General features: G+C 71.9%; 17 protein-coding genes. 9 read left to right on the top strand and 8 right to left on the bottom strand.

From position 1 onward, the window contains the following. The first annotated feature begins 39 nt into the window (after nucleotides 1-39). Genes ACZ7G1_RS09440 through ACZ7G1_RS09420 form a run of 5 tightly spaced genes read left to right on the top strand, consistent with a single transcriptional unit; the run spans nucleotide 40 to nucleotide 5,564 of the window. On the top strand, nucleotides 40-1,176 hold the full coding sequence (locus ACZ7G1_RS09440; RefSeq protein WP_470877859.1) for a hypothetical protein: 1,137 nt from the start codon (nucleotides 40-42) through the stop codon (nucleotides 1,174-1,176). Further along, nucleotides 1,173-2,387: a toxic anion resistance protein gene (locus ACZ7G1_RS09435; protein ID WP_470877858.1), complete on the top strand. Its 1,215-nt coding sequence runs from the start codon at nucleotides 1,173-1,175 to the stop codon at nucleotides 2,385-2,387. Before ACZ7G1_RS09440 ends, ACZ7G1_RS09435 begins: the two co-directional genes overlap by 4 nt. Next, nucleotides 2,384-4,018: a substrate-binding and vWA domain-containing protein gene (locus tag ACZ7G1_RS09430; protein ID WP_470877857.1), complete on the top strand. Its 1,635-nt coding sequence runs from the start codon at nucleotides 2,384-2,386 to the stop codon at nucleotides 4,016-4,018. The genes ACZ7G1_RS09435 and ACZ7G1_RS09430 overlap by 4 nt, the downstream gene beginning before the upstream one ends. After that, a complete protein-coding gene (locus ACZ7G1_RS09425; protein ID WP_470877856.1) occupies nucleotides 4,005-4,595 on the top strand; it encodes a hypothetical protein in 591 nt (196 codons plus the stop codon). Before ACZ7G1_RS09430 ends, ACZ7G1_RS09425 begins: the two co-directional genes overlap by 14 nt. 33 nt (nucleotides 4,596-4,628) lie before the next feature. Next, nucleotides 4,629-5,564, top strand: a complete 936-nt coding sequence (locus ACZ7G1_RS09420; protein ID WP_470877855.1) for a poly-gamma-glutamate hydrolase family protein — start codon at nucleotides 4,629-4,631, stop codon at nucleotides 5,562-5,564. Nucleotides 5,565-5,728: 164 nt separating this feature from the next. On the opposite strand, the gene ACZ7G1_RS09415 is transcribed toward ACZ7G1_RS09420, so the two are convergent. Then, nucleotides 5,729-7,552: a phosphoenolpyruvate carboxykinase (GTP) gene (locus ACZ7G1_RS09415; RefSeq protein WP_470877854.1), complete on the bottom strand. Its 1,824-nt coding sequence runs from the start codon at nucleotides 7,550-7,552 to the stop codon at nucleotides 5,729-5,731. 197 nt (nucleotides 7,553-7,749) lie between these two features. On the opposite strand from ACZ7G1_RS09415, the gene trhA reads away from it, so the two are divergent. Continuing rightward, a complete protein-coding gene (gene trhA, locus ACZ7G1_RS09410; protein WP_470877853.1) occupies nucleotides 7,750-8,436 on the top strand; it encodes a PAQR family membrane homeostasis protein TrhA in 687 nt (228 codons plus the stop codon). 29 nt (nucleotides 8,437-8,465) lie between these two features. After that, the gene (locus ACZ7G1_RS09405) at nucleotides 8,466-9,071 is read left to right on the top strand and encodes a TetR/AcrR family transcriptional regulator (protein ID WP_470877852.1); all 606 of its coding nucleotides are present in this window, start codon (nucleotides 8,466-8,468) and stop codon (nucleotides 9,069-9,071) included. Here ACZ7G1_RS09405 and ACZ7G1_RS09400 read toward each other — a convergent pair. The 3 genes from ACZ7G1_RS09400 to ACZ7G1_RS09390 are packed head-to-tail and all read right to left on the bottom strand — an operon-like array spanning nucleotide 9,034 to nucleotide 11,236. Beyond that, nucleotides 9,034-10,059 (bottom strand): glycoside hydrolase family 26 protein, encoded by a 1,026-nt coding sequence (locus ACZ7G1_RS09400; RefSeq protein ID WP_470877851.1) that lies wholly within the window; start codon nucleotides 10,057-10,059, stop codon nucleotides 9,034-9,036. The genes ACZ7G1_RS09405 and ACZ7G1_RS09400 overlap by 38 nt on opposite strands. 1 nt (nucleotide 10,060) lies before the next feature. Then, nucleotides 10,061-10,714, bottom strand: a complete 654-nt coding sequence (locus ACZ7G1_RS09395) for a vitamin K epoxide reductase family protein (protein WP_470877850.1) — start codon at nucleotides 10,712-10,714, stop codon at nucleotides 10,061-10,063. Nucleotides 10,715-10,732: 18 nt separating this feature from the next. After that, nucleotides 10,733-11,236 (bottom strand): DUF5949 family protein, encoded by a 504-nt coding sequence (locus ACZ7G1_RS09390; RefSeq protein ID WP_470877849.1) that lies wholly within the window; start codon nucleotides 11,234-11,236, stop codon nucleotides 10,733-10,735. 177 nt (nucleotides 11,237-11,413) lie between these two features. On the opposite strand from ACZ7G1_RS09390, the gene ACZ7G1_RS09385 reads away from it, so the two are divergent. Together ACZ7G1_RS09385 and ACZ7G1_RS09380 are read left to right on the top strand one after the other, a co-directional pair. Then, on the top strand, nucleotides 11,414-11,815 hold the full coding sequence (locus ACZ7G1_RS09385; protein WP_470877848.1) for a tyrosinase family oxidase copper chaperone: 402 nt from the start codon (nucleotides 11,414-11,416) through the stop codon (nucleotides 11,813-11,815). After that, on the top strand, nucleotides 11,799-12,665 hold the full coding sequence (locus ACZ7G1_RS09380) for a tyrosinase family protein (RefSeq protein ID WP_470877847.1): 867 nt from the start codon (nucleotides 11,799-11,801) through the stop codon (nucleotides 12,663-12,665). The genes ACZ7G1_RS09385 and ACZ7G1_RS09380 overlap by 17 nt, the downstream gene beginning before the upstream one ends. Before the next feature lie 65 nt (nucleotides 12,666-12,730). Here the strand turns inward: ACZ7G1_RS09380 and ACZ7G1_RS09375 are convergent, their stop codons facing one another. From ACZ7G1_RS09375 to ACZ7G1_RS09360, 4 genes are all read right to left on the bottom strand, one after another. Continuing rightward, nucleotides 12,731-13,009 carry a chaplin gene (locus ACZ7G1_RS09375; RefSeq protein ID WP_470877846.1) on the bottom strand — a complete coding sequence of 93 codons (279 nt, stop codon included), beginning with the start codon at nucleotides 13,007-13,009 and terminating at the stop codon, nucleotides 12,731-12,733. 277 nt (nucleotides 13,010-13,286) lie between these two features. Continuing rightward, nucleotides 13,287-13,799: a hypothetical protein gene (locus ACZ7G1_RS09370; protein WP_470877845.1), complete on the bottom strand. Its 513-nt coding sequence runs from the start codon at nucleotides 13,797-13,799 to the stop codon at nucleotides 13,287-13,289. Between the two features lie 113 nt (nucleotides 13,800-13,912). Beyond that, nucleotides 13,913-14,905, bottom strand: a complete 993-nt coding sequence (locus tag ACZ7G1_RS09365; protein WP_470877844.1) for a hypothetical protein — start codon at nucleotides 14,903-14,905, stop codon at nucleotides 13,913-13,915. Nucleotides 14,906-15,141: 236 nt separating this feature from the next. Then, nucleotides 15,142-15,423 carry a hypothetical protein gene (locus tag ACZ7G1_RS09360; protein ID WP_470877843.1) on the bottom strand — a complete coding sequence of 94 codons (282 nt, stop codon included), beginning with the start codon at nucleotides 15,421-15,423 and terminating at the stop codon, nucleotides 15,142-15,144. Nucleotides 15,424-15,560 lie beyond the last annotated feature (137 nt).

The following is a 15,560-nucleotide window of genomic DNA, read 5'->3' as shown; positions in this document are numbered from 1 at the left end:
CGGCACTTCACCCGCCGTCCACCCGACTCCCCCTGGAATGTGGGTTTCCGCGAGCACGCTGCCCGCGTGAGACGCATCCTGGGAATCGTCCTGGCCGTCCTGCTCCTCGGCGGCGTGGCCGCCGTCCTCATGACGGGCGGCGACAAGGACACGGGCACGGCAACGAAGACCGTGCGAGGAGTGATCGGGTCGGAGAAGGCGGAGTTCTTCGCCGACCCGCAGGTGGTGAAGGCCCTGGCCGCGAAGGGCTTCACCGTGGGGACCGAGACCTCCGGGTCCTGGGACATGGAGGAACTGCCGCTCGACGGCTACGACTTCGCCTTCCCGTCCTCCAAGGGCCCGGCCGACGAGCTGCGCGCCAAGGCCGACAAGCAGGCGAAGGACAAGGCGGCGACGGCCCCGCTGCGGCCGTTCTACTCGCCGCTCGTGGTCGTCGCGCACAGCGCCGCCGCCCGCGTCCTCGCCGACAACGGCCTGGCCGCGCTCGGCCCGCGGGGCACGAGCGGCACCCTGCGGATGGACGCCTACCTGGCCGCGGCCCGCGCCGACCGGACCTGGCAGCAGCTCAAGGGGGCGAACGGCCACGCGGAGCTCAGCGGCACCCTCTTCATCACCTCCACCGATCCGGTCGCCTCCAACTCCGGCGCCCTCTACCTCGCCGCCGCGAGCTATGTCGCCGACGGCGGACGGGTCGCGGGCGACAAGGCCGCCGTCACCCGCACCGCGCCCCTGCTGCACAAACTGGTCCAGGTGCAGGGCGCCCAGCAGTCCGGATCCGACGCCCCCTTCAGGGACTTCATCAGCGGCGTCGGCAACCCGCTCGTCCTCGTGTACGAGTCCCAGGTCGCCGCCCAGCTGCTCGCGGGCCGCCCCATGGGCGACCTCGTCGTCCTCTACCCGGACACCACGGTCAACAGCGACCACACCCTCGTACCGCTCACCGAGAACGGCCGGGCGCTCGGCGAACTCCTCGCGAACGACCCCGAGTTGCGCAGGCTCGCGGTCCGCCACGGCTTCCGCCCGCAAGGTGCGGCGAGCGAGTTCACCGCCGCCACCAACGGCCACACCGCCTACCTCAACCAGACACTCAGCGGAGTCCGCCAGGCGCCCGTGCCCACCAGCGCGGTGCTGCACGAGATGGCGCTGCGGGCCCGCGACCAGGGGGACACCGCATGAGCACGCCCGACGACCCGAGAAGGACGATGGCCCTGACCCCGCCCGAGCAGGACGCCCCGCTCGTCCTCACCCCGCCCGAGCCCGTGCCGGCGGTCCGCGCCGAGCAGGCCTCCGGCCTCGTACCGCTCGACGAGTCCGTCCGTACGGAGATGTCCCGCCGGGCCGTCGAGTACGTCGGCTCGCTCTCCGGACTCGACCCTCGCTCCCCCGAGTTCGCCGGCCGCATCGGCGAGATCGCGGCGCTCGGCGCGGGCGAGATGCGCGCCGCCGCCCAGCAGTCCAACCGGATGCTGGACCGCACGGTCCGCTCGCTCGGCCAGGGCGGCGGCGACGCCCAGGCCCGGGTCGGCGGCTCGCTGGTCGAACTCCGGCGCACGGTCGAGGACCTGGACCCCCGGGACACCCCCGGCAAGGGCGCCCGCCGCCTCCTCGCCAAGCTGCCCGGCGGCAACAGGTTCCGCGACCACGTCGCCAAGTACGCCTCCTCGCAGGCCACGTTGAACCGGATCGTCGGTTCGCTCCGCGGCGGCCAGGACGAACTGCGCCGCGACAACGCCGCGTTGCAGACCGAGCGCGGCCGCCTGTGGGAGACCATGGGCAAGCTCCAGGAGTACGCGGTGCTCACCGAGGCCCTCGACGGGGCCGTGGCGGAGCGCATCGCACTCACCCCCGACCCGGCCCAGGCGGACGCGCTCCGCGCCGACGTCCTCTTCCCGGTCCGGCAGAAGCACCAGGACCTGCTCACCCAACTCGCCGTCTGCGCGCAGGGATACCTGGCGATGGACGTGGTCCGCCGCAACAACGAAGAGCTGATCAAGGGCGTGGACCGGGCCGCGACGACGACCCTGTCGGCGCTGCGGATCGCCGTGATGCTCGCCTCGGCGCTGGAGAACCAGCGGAAGGTCACCGAGCAGATCGACGTGCTGCGTTCGACGACGGAGGACCTGATCCGCGGCAACGCCGAGATGCTCGCGACCCAGGCCGGCGAGATCCAGCGGATCGCGGCCGACCCCGCGGTGGGCGCCGAGACCCTCCGCACCGCCTTCCAGCAGATCTACCGGACGCTCGACGCCATCGACACGTACAAGGTCCGGGCGACCGAGTCCATGGCGGCCACCGTGGAGTCCCTCACCTCCGAACTCCAGGAGGCGAGCGCCCACTTGGCGCGCAGCCGCCGCACCGGCGCCCTGGAAGGCGGTGGCCCCGCATGACGCCCCCCACCGGCCCCAAGGCCCGCACCCGTCCCCGTCCCCGCTTCCTCTCCCGCGCCCTCGCCGGCCTCGCCCTCACCCTCCTGGTGACGGCGACCGGCAGCTCCTGCTCGACCGTCGACAACAGCGCGGCCGGCGGCCAGGGCGACCCCGTCGACCGGCACGGCCAGGCGTTCGCACCCGGCACCCTGCGGGTCCTGGCTTCCTCGGAGCTGGCCGACATGGCGCCGGTGCTCGAAGAGGCCAGGAAGGCCACCGGGATCACCGTCCGCCCCACGTACGCGGGGACCCTGGACGCGGTGGAGCGGATCGCGTCCGGCGAGGCGGACAAGTCCTTCGACGCGGTGTGGCTCTCCTCCAACGACTACCTCCGGCTGCGCCCGGACACCGCGGGGAAGATCACCGGCGAGACGCCGGTGATGGCCTCGCCGGTGGCCCTCGGCGTGCGGCCCGCGGCCGTGACGCGGCTCGGCTGGGATCCGGCGAAGGTCACCTGGTCGCAGCTGCACCGGGCGGTGGCCGACGGGAAGCTGACGTACGGCATGACCGACCCGAAGCGCTCCAACTCCGGTTTCTCCGCGCTGGTCTCGGTCGCCTCCGGCCTGTCCGGCGCCCAGTCGGCGCTCACCGCGCAGGACGTCACCAAGGCCACGCCCCGCCTGAAGGAGTTCTTCGCGGGCCAGCAGCTGACCTCGGGCTCCTCGGGCTGGCTGGCCACCGCGTACGCCCGCCGCACCGACGTCGACGCGCTGGTCAACTACGAGTCCGTGCTGCTCTCGGCGCCCGGGAACCTGACCGTGATCCGGCCGTCCGACGGGGTCGTGACCGCCGACTACCCGTTCACGCTGCTGACCGCCGCCCGCCCGGAGGCCAAGGAGGCGGCCGGCCGGCTCACCACGTATCTGCGCACCCCGGACGCCCAGCGGCGGATCACCGAGACGACCCGCCGCCGCCCGGTCGTCGCCGGTGTGGAGCCGGCCGCCCCGCTCGCCCGTGACCAGCGGCGCGAGCTGCCGTTCCCGGGCAGCCGGGCGGTCGCCGACGGCCTGCTCGACGCCTACGACAACACCCTGCGCAGGCCGTCCCGCACGGTGTACGTGCTCGACACCTCGGGCTCGATGGGCGGCGAGCGGCTCACCCGGCTGAAGTCCGCGCTCACCGAGCTGACCGGCGACTTCCGGGACCGCGAGGAGGTGACGCTGATGCCCTTCGGCTCGTCCGTGAAGCAGGGCGAGGTCCGTACGCACACGGTCGACCCGGCCGCGCCGAAGGCCGCGCTCGACGCCATCAGGTCCGACGCCCGGGGCCTCACCGCCTCCGGCGGCACCGCGATCTACTCCAGCCTCCAGGAGGCGTACCGCTACCTGGGCAAGACGCCCGGCGACACGTTCACGTCGGTCGTCCTCATGACGGACGGCGAGAACACGGACGGCGATCCCGCCTCCGCCTTCGACGCCTTCTACCGTTCGCTGCCCGCCGGGCAGCGGCGCACCCCGGTGTTCCCGATCCTCTTCGGCGACTCCGACCGCGGCGAGCTCGGCCACATCGCGGAGCTCACCGGCGGCAAGCTCTTCGACGCCACCAAGGGGCCGCTGGACGGTGCTTTCGAGGAGATCCGTGGCTACCAGTGACCGCCTCCTGCGGTACGCCGAGTCCCGCAAGAACCTGACCGGCTGCGCCTGCGGCCTGGCCGGCCTCGGTCTCGCCCTCACGGGCGCGGCGGGCGCGCTGTGGCCGCTCGTGGTCGCCGCCCTGTACACGGCGGGCGCCCTGATCGCCCCGCCCGAACGCCCCGGCACCCCGGACTTCCCCAGCGCGGACGAGCAACTCGGCGCCCTGCGGGACGACTTCGCGACCCTGCGCGACTATCTCGCCGAGGTCGAACTGCCGCAGGCCGTACGCGACCGGGTCACCGCCCTCGAAGAGCTCCTCGAAGCGCTTCTCGCGCCGGGCTGGGTGAGCGACCCGGAGCAGCTGCACGTCCTGGCCCGCGCGGTCCGCCAGGACGTCCCCGAGGCCGTGGACGCCTTCGTACGGACCCGCTGGTGGTCCCGGGTGACCCCGGGCGCGGAGCCGCCCGAGCGCCATCTGGAGCGCCAGCTGTCGGCGCTGCACGACGAGGCCTCGGTGATCGCCGACGAGCTCCACGAGGCCGAAGCGCTGCGACAGGAGACACATACGCGTTACCTTGAAGAGAGAGGGCATTGACCAAGAGGCCCCAAGATCAATTAAGTTCCGCGCATGACATTCTCACAGCGCAAAGCATCCCGCCGATCGGTCCTGACCGCCTTCGCCGCGGCCGCCACCGCCGGCGGCCCGGTCCTCGGCCAGCTCGCCGCCGCCTCTCCGGCCGCCGGGGCCACCGCGGGGGTGGACCCGGCGGACCCGGTCGGCCCCCAGGAGTACCCCTCCAACACCGCGCTCTACCAGGACCCGAGCCTGACCGAGGGCACCTCGTACAGCCGCCGCTTCCGCAGACACGAGTCCTTCGACCCCGACCTGATAGTGAAGGGCGGTTACCCGCGCACCGCGATCCTCGCCCTGCACGGCGGCGGCATCGAGATCGGCACGAGCGAGCTCGCCCTGGGCATCGCCGGCTACGACCCGGGGAACATCACCGCGCCCCGGATCGTCGATCCCGTGTACGACTACTTCCTGTTCGAGGGCCTGCTCCCCTCGGGCAACAAGGCGCTGCACGTCACCTCGAAGAACTGTGACGACCACGTGGCGCTCTCGCTCGTCCGCAGCCACCTCAACGTGCTGTCGCTGCACGGCTGCACCTTCGACCAGATCAAGCTGCCCACCGGCGAGTTCCCGACGAACGGCAACCGCTCCGTCGCCGTCGTCGGCGGCCTCAACAAGGCGTTCCGCGAGGCCCTGGTGATCGAGATCAAGAACGCGGGCTTCCAGGCGGTCGACGCCTACGACCCCAAGTACTCGGGCACCCTGGGCGAGTTCAACGGCAGCCACGTCACCAACCCGTGCAACCTCACGATGCTCTCCATGGGCGCGCAGATCGAGATGACCACGGAGCTGCGCGAGAGCCTCTTCGGCGACCCCTCCTCGCGCGGCGCCCGCGCGCGCACCTGGGACGAGTCGGAGGGCCGCTTCGAGTCCTTCCGCAACGCCTGCCGCCGCGCGATCGCGACCGTCGAGTCGGGCCAGCCGATCCTCTAGGTCCTCCGGGTCCTCCGGGTCCTCCGGGTCCTCCGGGGGCCGGACGTGCGCCGGCCCCCGGAGCCTGAGGGGGCTCCGGGGGCCGGATGCGTCGTGGTGGGCCGTCGTGACCCCACTGGTCAGGGCGGTGTTTCGGGGCAACCCACCACGAGTCTCGGAGGGGACTAGCCGAGGCGCTCCACGAGCGCGTTGTACTGGTCCCACAGCTCCTTCGGCGTGTGGTCGCCGAAGGTGTTCAGGTGGTCCGGGACGAGGGCGGCCTCTTCGCGCCACACGTCACGGTCGACCTTGAGGAGGAACTCCAGGTCCTCGGCCGGCAGATCCAGGCCCTCGGTGTCCAGGGACTCCGGGGTCGGCAGGATGCCGATCGGGGTCTCGACGCCCTCGGCCTTGCCGTCGAGGCGCTCGACGATCCACTTCAGGACGCGGCTGTTCTCGCCGAAGCCGGGCCACACGAACTTGCCCGCGTCGTTCTTGCGGAACCAGTTCACGTAGTAGATCTTCGGCAGCTTCGTCGCGTCGGCCTCGGCGCCCACCTTGACCCAGTGGGCCATGTAGTCGCCCATGTTGTAGCCGCAGAACGGCAGCATGGCGAAGGGGTCGCGGCGGAGTTCGCCGACCTTGCCCTCGGCGGCGGCGGTCTTCTCGGAGGCGACGTTCGCGCCGAGGAAGACGCCGTGGTTCCAGTCGAAGGACTCGGTGACCAGCGGGACGGCGGTGGCGCGGCGGCCGCCGAAGAGGATCGCCGAGATCGGCACGCCCTTCGGGTCCTCCCACTCCGGCGCGATGATCGGGCACTGCCCGGCCGGCACGGTGAAGCGGGCGTTGGGGTGGGCGGCCGGCGTCTCGGACGCGGGCGTCCAGTCGTTGCCCTTCCAGTCCGTGAGGTGCGCGGGGGCCGTCTCGGTCATCCCCTCCCACCACACGTCGCCGTCGTCCGTGAGGGCGACGTTGGTGAAGACGGAGTTGCCCCACATGGTCTTCATGGCGTTGGCGTTGGTGTGCTCGCCGGTGCCGGGCGCGACGCCGAAGAAGCCGGCCTCGGGGTTGATCGCGTAGAGGCGGCCGTCCTCGCCGAAGCGCATCCAGGCGATGTCGTCGCCGATGGTCTCGACCGTCCAGCCGGAGATCGTGGGCTCCAGCATGGCGAGGTTGGTCTTGCCACAGGCCGACGGGAACGCGGCGGCGACGTACTTCGCCTCGCCCTGCGGCGGGGTCAGCTTCAGGATGAGCATGTGCTCGGCGAGCCAGCCCTCGTCACGCGCCATGACGGACGCGATGCGGAGCGCGTAGCACTTCTTGCCGAGCAGGGCGTTGCCGCCGTAGCCGGAGCCATACGACCAGATCTCGCGGGTCTCGGGGAAGTGCGAGATGTACTTGGTGGAGTTGCAGGGCCACGGCACGTCCTCCTGGCCCTCCTCCAGGGGGGCGCCGAGGGTGTGGACGGCCTTGACGAAGAAGCCGTCGGTGCCGAGCTCGTCGAGGACGGCCTGGCCCATGCGGGTCATGGTGCGCATCGACACGGCGACGTACGCGGAGTCGGTGATCTCGACGCCGATGGCGGAGAGCGGGGAGCCGACCGGGCCCATACAGAAGGGCACGACGTACATGGTGCGGCCGCGCATCGAGCCGCGGAAGATGCCCTCGGAGCCCGCGAAGAGCTCCTTCATCTCGGCCGGGGCCTTCCAGTGGTTGGTCGGGCCCGCGTCCTCCTCCTTCTCGGAGCAGATGAAGGTCCGGTCCTCGACGCGCGCGACGTCGGTCGGGTCGGAGGCGGCGTAGTACGAGTTCGGGCGCTTGACCGGGTCGAGCTTCGTGAAGGTCCCCTTGGCGACGAGCTCCTCGCACAGGCGCTCGTACTCGGCCTCGGACCCGTCGCACCAGACGATGTCGTCCGGCTGGGTGATCTCGGCGATCTCGTTCACCCAGGAGACGAGCTCCTGGTGCTGGGTGGGGACGGTGGTGGGAGCCGCGTTGTCGCGCGCCACGATTGCTCCTTGTTGAGGGGTTTTTTAGATGTATGCCCCGTGGGGGCCGCGACCCGGATGCTTCGTAGCTGCTCATCCGGTGCCGACCGCACTCATTTGATCATCCGATGGATCCGCCCATATGTCCAGGGGGGTGCACACGTGAGCATCGCCACTCATATCCGGGACCTACGGGGGCGTAGGTACGATTCGGTTCCATGACTGCAGCCACGCCGGAAGTGACCCCGATCGAGCGACCGCAGTCGCTCCCGACGAAGCCCCGGCTCAGAGGATGGCTGCACGCGGGCATGTTCCCCGCCGTGATCGTCGCGGGCCTCGTCCTCGTCGCCTTCTCGGACTCGCCCCGCGCCCGCGTCGCCTGCGGGATCTACGCCCTCACCGCCTGCCTGCTCTTCGGCATCAGCGCGCTCTACCACCGCGGCAACTGGGGCCCGCGCGGCGAGGCCGTCCTCCGGCGCCTCGACCACGCCAACATCTTCCTGATCATCGCGGGCACCTACACCCCGCTCACCCTGCTGCTGCTCCCCGACTCCACGGCGAAGCCGCTCATGTGGGCGGTCTGGGCGGCGGCCCTGGCCGGCATCGCCTTCCGCGTCTTCTGGGTCGGCGCCCCCCGCTGGCTGTACACGCCCTGCTACATCGCGATGGGCTGGGCCGCCGTCTTCTTCCTGCCCGACTTCATGCGCGCCGGCGGCATCGCCGTCCTCATCCTCGTCATCGTCGGCGGACTGCTCTACAGCGCGGGCGGCGTCATCTACGGCATGAAGCGCCCGAACCCCTCCCCGCGCTGGTTCGGCTTCCACGAGGTCTTCCACTCACTGACCCTCGCGGCCTTCATCGTCCACTACGTCGGCATCTCGCTCGTCGCCTACCAGCACGCCTGACCCAGGGGGTGCCTTGCGACGATAAGGGCATGAACGACCGCCCGAGCCTGCGCGAACGCAAGAAGGCCTCGACCCGCGCGGCGATCCGGAAGGCCACCTACCGGCTCGCCGCCGAGCAGGGCTGGGACGCCGCCACCATCGACCGGATCGCCGAGGCGGCCGACGTCTCCCCCTCCACCGTGGTGCGGTACTTCCCGGTCCGCGAGGACATCGTCCTCACCGACGAGAACGACGCGCTCCTGGAGGCCAGGCTGCGCGCCCGCCCGGCCGGCGAGGAACCCCTCGAATCACTCCGCGCCATCGTCCTCGAAGCCGTCCGCACGTCCTTCGCCGAGGAACCCGAGACGGCCGGGCTGCGCGCCCGGCTGATGGTCGAGATCCCCTCCGTACGCGCCCGGCTCACCGAGACCACCGCCGCCACCGGCCGCCGCCTCGCCCGCGCGATCGCCGAGCGGACCGGCCGCGCCCCCGACGACCTCGAAGTGCGGATCTTCACCGCGGCCGCCCTCGGCGCCCTCCGCGAGGCCGCCGTCTACTGGGCCGAGCGCGACCGCGCCGACGACCTGCCGGCCCTGCTGCACCGCACGGTCGACACCCTCAGGAGCGGCCTGACGACGCCCCCAGGGCGCCCCTGACGATCCGCGCCGACTCCGGATTGTCCGCGCACCCCCACACTCCGTGCGGGCAGTAGTCCGTCACCGTCTGGTAGACCGGCCGGTGCGCAGCGAACCAGTCGAGCATCCCCCGGACGTACACCGGGTTGTCCCCGTTCCTGAAGAGCCCCCACTCCGGGTACGAGACGGGCTTCCCGTGCGCCGCCGCGAACCGCACGTGGTGCTCCAGCCCGTACTCCTCGGTCACCTGCTCCTCGAAGGAGACCCCCGCCGGCTGGTCGTAGGCGTCCATCCCGATGATGTCGACGACGTCGTCCCCCGGGTAGCAGCGCGGCCACGCCACGGCGTCCAGGCCGCGGCTCGGCGTGAAGTCGAACCGGAACCGCTGCCCCCGCACCTCCCGCAGCACCCCCACCACCCGCCGCCAGTACGCCTTCCAGGCCGTCGGGTCCGGGCCGCAGCGATGGCTGTACGTGGTCCCGTTCATCTCCCAGCCGAGGACGAGGACCGCGTCCCCGAGGCCGTGCTCCACGAGCCGCTCCCCCAGCACCCGGAAGTGCCGGTCGAAAGCGCCCGCCGCACCCCGCCGCAGCCCCGCCCGCACCTCGGCGTCGGCGAGGCCCTCCTCGTTGCGGTCGAGCATCGGCACGTTCAGCACGAAGAGCCGCCCGGGCCTCTCCCTCTTCCACCCGGCCCACGGCCCGAAGAGCGCCGGATGCCCCTCGATGTTCGACCACCGGTCGCCCGGCAGATAGGTGTGCCCGACGTTCAGCGCGTCCCCGCCGAGCCAGGCCTGCACCCGGGCGATCCGCCGCACCCCCGCCTCGTCGGAACCGGTGAAGAACCCCGAAGGCACGCCGGGCAGCGGCTCGGGCTCCGGTTCGGGGACGGCCCGCCCGCCGGTGTGCCGCGCCCCCGGCGCGATCCGGTCCGGCGCGAGGAGGAGTACGAGAACGGCCGCGAGCAGCACGGTCAGTGCGGCCCGCGGCCAGGAGAGGAAGCGGCTCACGTCAGCTCGTCCAGAAGTCCCACCACCGGGTCAGGATCAGCATCCCGATGATCCCGATGTGCAGGACGGGCAGGGCGAACGCGAACTCGCCGAAGAAGATCCGCAGCCCGGCCGGCGCGGGCAGCACGCCCTCGCGGACGTTGTGCGCGGTGACGTACCAGAACATGACGATGGTGGCGACCCACGCCAGGCAGCACCACAGGCAGAGCGCGTTGATCTCGTACAGCGACTGGTACATCAGCCAGCCGCAGAAGCCCACGCCGAACAGCGTCCCGGCGTTGAGGCCGAGCCAGAACCAGCCCCGGTAGCGGGCCCCGGCGAGCAGCCCGGCCCCGACGGCGACGACGACGGCGTACGTGACGAGCCCGAGCATCGGGTTGGGGAAGCCGAAGACGGCCGCCTGCTCGCTCTTCATGACGCTGCCGCAGGAGACGACCGGGTTCAGGCTGCACCCGGGCTGGAAGCCGGGGTCCTCGAGGAGCTTGAACTTGTCGATCGTGATCACCCAGCCGGCGAGCACGCCCGCCGCGCCGGTGACCATCAGCATCCAGGCGAAGGCCCGGCTCGCGCCGTACGCCGCCGCCCCCGCGGTCTCCCGCGGGGCCTCCTCCCGCCGCTGCCCCGGCACCCCGTCCCGTACGTTCACCGTCGCCATGGCCCGGCCCCTTCCCGCTCAGCCCTGGAGGCGGCGGACCGGCATCAGGACGTGGGCGCTGTCCGCGAGCATCTCCTCGTCGGAGACGAAGGCCCGCAGCCGTGCCTCGTCGACCGGCTGCCCCGGAACCGCCTCGGGCCAGGGGCGCACGGAGCAGATGAGATAGACCTGCCCGCGCTCGCGGGCGGCGTCCTGCCACTCGTCCGGCACCGGGCACTGCACCTTCAGGAAGGGCAGGTTGAGGACGGCCGAGCCGCCCTCGACGAGCAGCGAGGCGTTGATCCCGGCGTCCTTCTCCAGGTCGAAGAGCCGGTCGCCGACGGAGAGGCCCATGGACTCCAGGGCCGTCCGCATCGCCTGCTGACCGGCCTCCGGCCCGTCCCGGCCGTCGCCGAGCGAATACGCCATGAGGAACGGCGTGCCGGCCGAATCGGCGGAGGGCTCGCTGGACCACGGGATCACCGTGAGAGTTCCCAGCGGAGAGGCGCTGCGCGCCGAGGAAACGACGTTGGAAGTGGTCATGAATCCGGATGTTAGTGCTCCAACCACCCTTTCCCCGCGCCGAATTCACTCGAACGGCCGACATTCACGCCGCTGGCATTTCCGCCGCAACGAACGCGGGTTTTCATCGTTGTGCCCTGAGGGCTCCTCCCGCCCGATGCGGGGGACCCCCAGCCGCCGACCACCAGGAGATCACTCATGATCGTCCCGCGCCGCGTCGCCTTGCGGTCTCTTTTCGCTCTGGCCGTCACCGCCTTCACGGGCGGCGCCCTCGGCCGTATCGCGACCCGCCCGCCGTCGGGAGTCACGCGCGACCCGCACGCCTTCGACGAGATGTACGGCGGCCGCCGGCTGCTCGGCTTCTCCGGCCCGGACGGCGCTCCGGTCGCCTTCGTCGACGGCCGGCCGCTGCATCTGATGCGCTGCGCCGACGGCGGATACGTCACCCCGATCGACCACTACGAGTCCTGCCCGACGCCGCTGGCCGCCACCCGCGCCGCCGTGGACGAGCTGGGCACCGCCCGGCTCTCCCGGTTCGCCGGCGCCCACGGCGTCCTCACCGACCCGACGGGAGGGAGCCCGCGTGGTGTACACGCGTAAGAACCAGCGCGATCTGACCGGCGCCGAGCGCCGGAAGTTCGTCGCCGCCGTCCTGGAGCTCAAACGATCGGGTGCGTACGACGAGTTCGTCCGCACCCACATCGACTACTACTCGGCGGACGGGGAGGGCAAGCTCCGGATCGCCCACATGACGCCGAGCTTCCTGCCCTGGCACCGCAAGTTCCTCCTGGAGTTCGAGAGGGCCCTGCGCCGCGTCGACCCGACGGTCTCCGTCCCCTACTGGGACTGGACCAGGGACAACAGCCCGGCCTCGTCCATCTGGGGCGAGGACTTCATGGGCGGCAACGGCCGCCGCGCCGACCTCCAGGTGATGACCGGCCCCTTCGCCCACTCGGCCGGCCGCTGGAACATCACCTACGCCATGACCGACACCCGCTTCCTGACCAGGGACTTCGGCCGCCCCCGCGATCCGATCGCACTGCCGACCCAGGCCCAGCTCGACGAGGTGATGCGGGAGCGGGTGTACGACGTGGCGCCCTGGAACTCGACGAGCGCCTCCGGCTTCCGCAACCGTCTGGAGGGCTGGGCGCCGGGCCGGGGCAACGAGCGCTTCCGCGTCCACAACCGGGTGCACCGCTGGGTCGGCGGGCTGATGCTCGGCGGCGGCTCCGTGAACGACCCGGTGTTCTGGCTGCACCACTCCTTCGTCGACCTCGTCTGGTCGCGCTGGCAGCAGCGCAACCCGGGTGCCGCCTACCTCCCGGCGGAGCCGCCTCCACTGGGCGACGCCCAGTACCGGAAGGTCGCCTCCCGCCACCAGCCGATGGCGCCCTGGGGCGTGACCCCGGCGGAGATGTTCGACCACAGCCGGATCTACCGGTACGCGTGAGCCCCGCACGCACGTGTCCCCCCGGCCCGCTGGGGCCGGGGGGACACGAGTGGTGCGAGGGGGGATCAGCCGCCGTAGCCGCCGTCACCGTGCCCGTGGCCACCGTCGGCGTTGATGCAGGTGTTGCCGAACGCCGGGTTCAGCAGACCGATCACGTTGACGGTGTTGCCGCAGAGGTTCACCGGGACGTGGACCGGGACCTGGACGACGTTGCCGGAGACGACACCGGGCGAGTGGGCGGCGACGGCCTCGGCGCCCGAGTCGGCGACGGCCAGGCCGGCTCCGCTGAGGGCGACGGCACCCGTGCCGGCGAGAACTGCGGCAGCCTTCGCGATGCGAGACATCAAGAACTCCTTGGACGTGGAAAGCGACCGCAGGAATCACGGCCGTCACTCCCGTTCAACGCCCATCTCGTGGCCGGGTCACGGCCATTGGGCCGAACGGGAAGAAAGAAAATCGAAAGAATGGCCCGCGAACCGAAATTCCGTCCGCCGCCGGATACGACGGAACGGCTTCGGTCCGCGGGCCGCGGCCATGCGACAAGCCTCTTGTTGCAACGAGCGAAAGCCCGTGGGGTGGCGGGGAAGAATCGTGTCTTCACCCGCTCGGGGGGCGGTGTGCTCAGTGCGCGTCCTGCACCAGGCCCAGCTGGGGGTCGAGGGCTCCGCTGAGCACCGGGGTGAGCAGTCCGATCTGAGGCTTCGTCAAGTCGGGCAGCCCGTCGAGCCCGTTGCCGCTCGGGGCCTCCAGGGGGTTGCCGACGACGGCGCCGGGGGTGGACGCCTTCATCTCCGAGTGCGGGCTGCTGAGCAGCGCCCGGCCGGGCTCGCTGCCCTTGAGGAGCTCGGGCAGCGGCGCGTCGACGACCGTGCCCGGCAGGGTGCTGGTCAGCGGCACGCTGGGCAGCGCGAGGTCCGGCAGGGAGCCGAGGCCCTTCTGGAAGCCGGTGGGCGCCCCCGGCATCGGGACGGGAACGCCGGTCGCCACGGTCGGCGCGTCCATCGGCAGGACCGGCTCCAGGCCCTGGAGCGGGACGATCACCGGCGCCTCGACGGCGGCGGCGGGAGAGGCCAGGGCGGCGGAGGCGAATGCGGTCATGAGGAGTCCCATGCCCGCGTGAGAACGCAGAGTCATGTGAGGTGAACGAGCCCCTTGGCCGAAACGTGGCGGGACTAACCCATGTGCAGCAACGCGCGGGCCCTCACCGGTGAAGGAGAGGGCCCGCGTTGACGCCTTCGGCTTTCGGGTCAGTGGCGCCGGGTGATCCGTCCGCCCCGGAGGTAGACCACGCTTCCGCCGATGATCAGCGCGGCGCTGATCGCGGCCGCGCCCATGAGCGCGGGGTCGCTTCCGGTGTCGGGCAGCTCGGGGTGACCGGGCGGCGTCGACGGCCCGGTGGGCGGCTCGTCGGGGTTGGTCGGCGGCTCGTCCGGGTTGGTGGGCGGCGGCGTGGATCCCGGCGGGGTCGACGCGGGCGGCGTGGACGGTTCACAGCCGGGCTCGGGCTCCCCGCCGGGCGCGGGCTCCTCGCAGTCGCCGGGCTCGTCGGGGTTGGTGGGCGGCGGCGTGGAGGCCGGCGGGGTCGACGCGGGCGGCGTCGACGGCTCCTCGCAGCCGGGCTCCGGCTCCTCACCGGGCGCGGGCGCCTCGCACTCCCCCGGCTCGTCCGGGTTGGTCGGCGGAGGCGTGGAGGCCGGCGGGGTGGACGGCTCCTCGCAGCCGGGCTCGGGCTCCTCACCGGGCGCGGGCGCCTCGCACTCCCCGGGCTCGTCGGGGTTCGTGGGCGGCGGGGTCGACGCGGGCGGCGTCGACGGTTCGCAACCGGGCTCCGGCTCCCCGCCGGGCTCGGGATACTCGCACTCCCCGGGCTCGTCGGGGTTGGTGGGCGGCGGCGTCGACGGATGGGTGGGGGGCTCCGAGGGCTCGTCCGGGTTCGTCGGCGGCGGCGTCGACGGATGCGTGGGAGGTTCCGAGGGCTCGCCCGGCTCGTCGCCGTAGCCGCCGGGTTCCTCCGCGTGGGCGCAGAGGTCGCCGACGGCTGTCGCGACGAAGCCGCCGAGTTCCATGCTCTTGCCGCAGACGTCCGCCGGCAGGGGAGCCTGGGCGTGACCGGCGGTGGGGTTCGGCCCGTCGCCCGTGCCTGCGTGGGAGCCCGCGGCAAGGGCGAATCCGCCGCTCAGCGACAGGATGCCGGTCGCTGCCGCCGCGGTGAGTACTTTCCTGCTGATGATCGACCGCATACCGCTCTTCCTCTGGAAAAAGGGAGAGACCGGCGAGGATCCCCCCTCGCTCCGACCGGCCTGATCCACGTCGATGGGTCGCGTGGGAATGGCCAGAGGGTATGGGCCCGCGCATGGCGCACAGCGGGGGCCACACGGCAGCTGATCAGAAAATCATTCGATCAGCCGACCGTGGGGAGCGGCGGCACGGGGGGGGCGCCGTAAGTGCCCTTGGGGGCAGTGGTACTGATGTGGCGTCAGCCGCCGAGCGGGAGACCACCGGGGACCGGGAGGCCGCCGAGCAGCGGAGCACCCTTGGTGGCCTCGTTGAGCTGGCCGGCCGTGTCCGTGACGGCCTTGACCGGGGAGCCGTCCGTGGTGCTGCTCAGCACGTCCGTCTTCAGCCCATTGGCGGCGATCGCGTCGAGTCCACCGTTCAGGCTGGTGGGGGTCATCGCCTCCGCGGCCATGGCGGGCGCGGCGGCACCCAGCGCCATCAGCGAACCGGCGACAACCGCGGCGACCTTGGTGGGCTTCATGAGGTGAATCCTTCCTCTGTACTTTCAAGTCACGTTCCGTACAGGGTTCTTGGCCGAATCCTGTACATCGTTCTGCTTCTGTAACGAGGAGTGCGCTCCCCGGAAACTCCGGGAGGAAGGATTTCTCGACACTGCAC

The organism is Streptomyces sp. NPDC037273, from assembly GCF_055603625.1.
The sequence above is the reverse complement of the archived record's forward strand: the minus strand, read 5'-3'. Positions and strand labels throughout refer to the sequence as shown.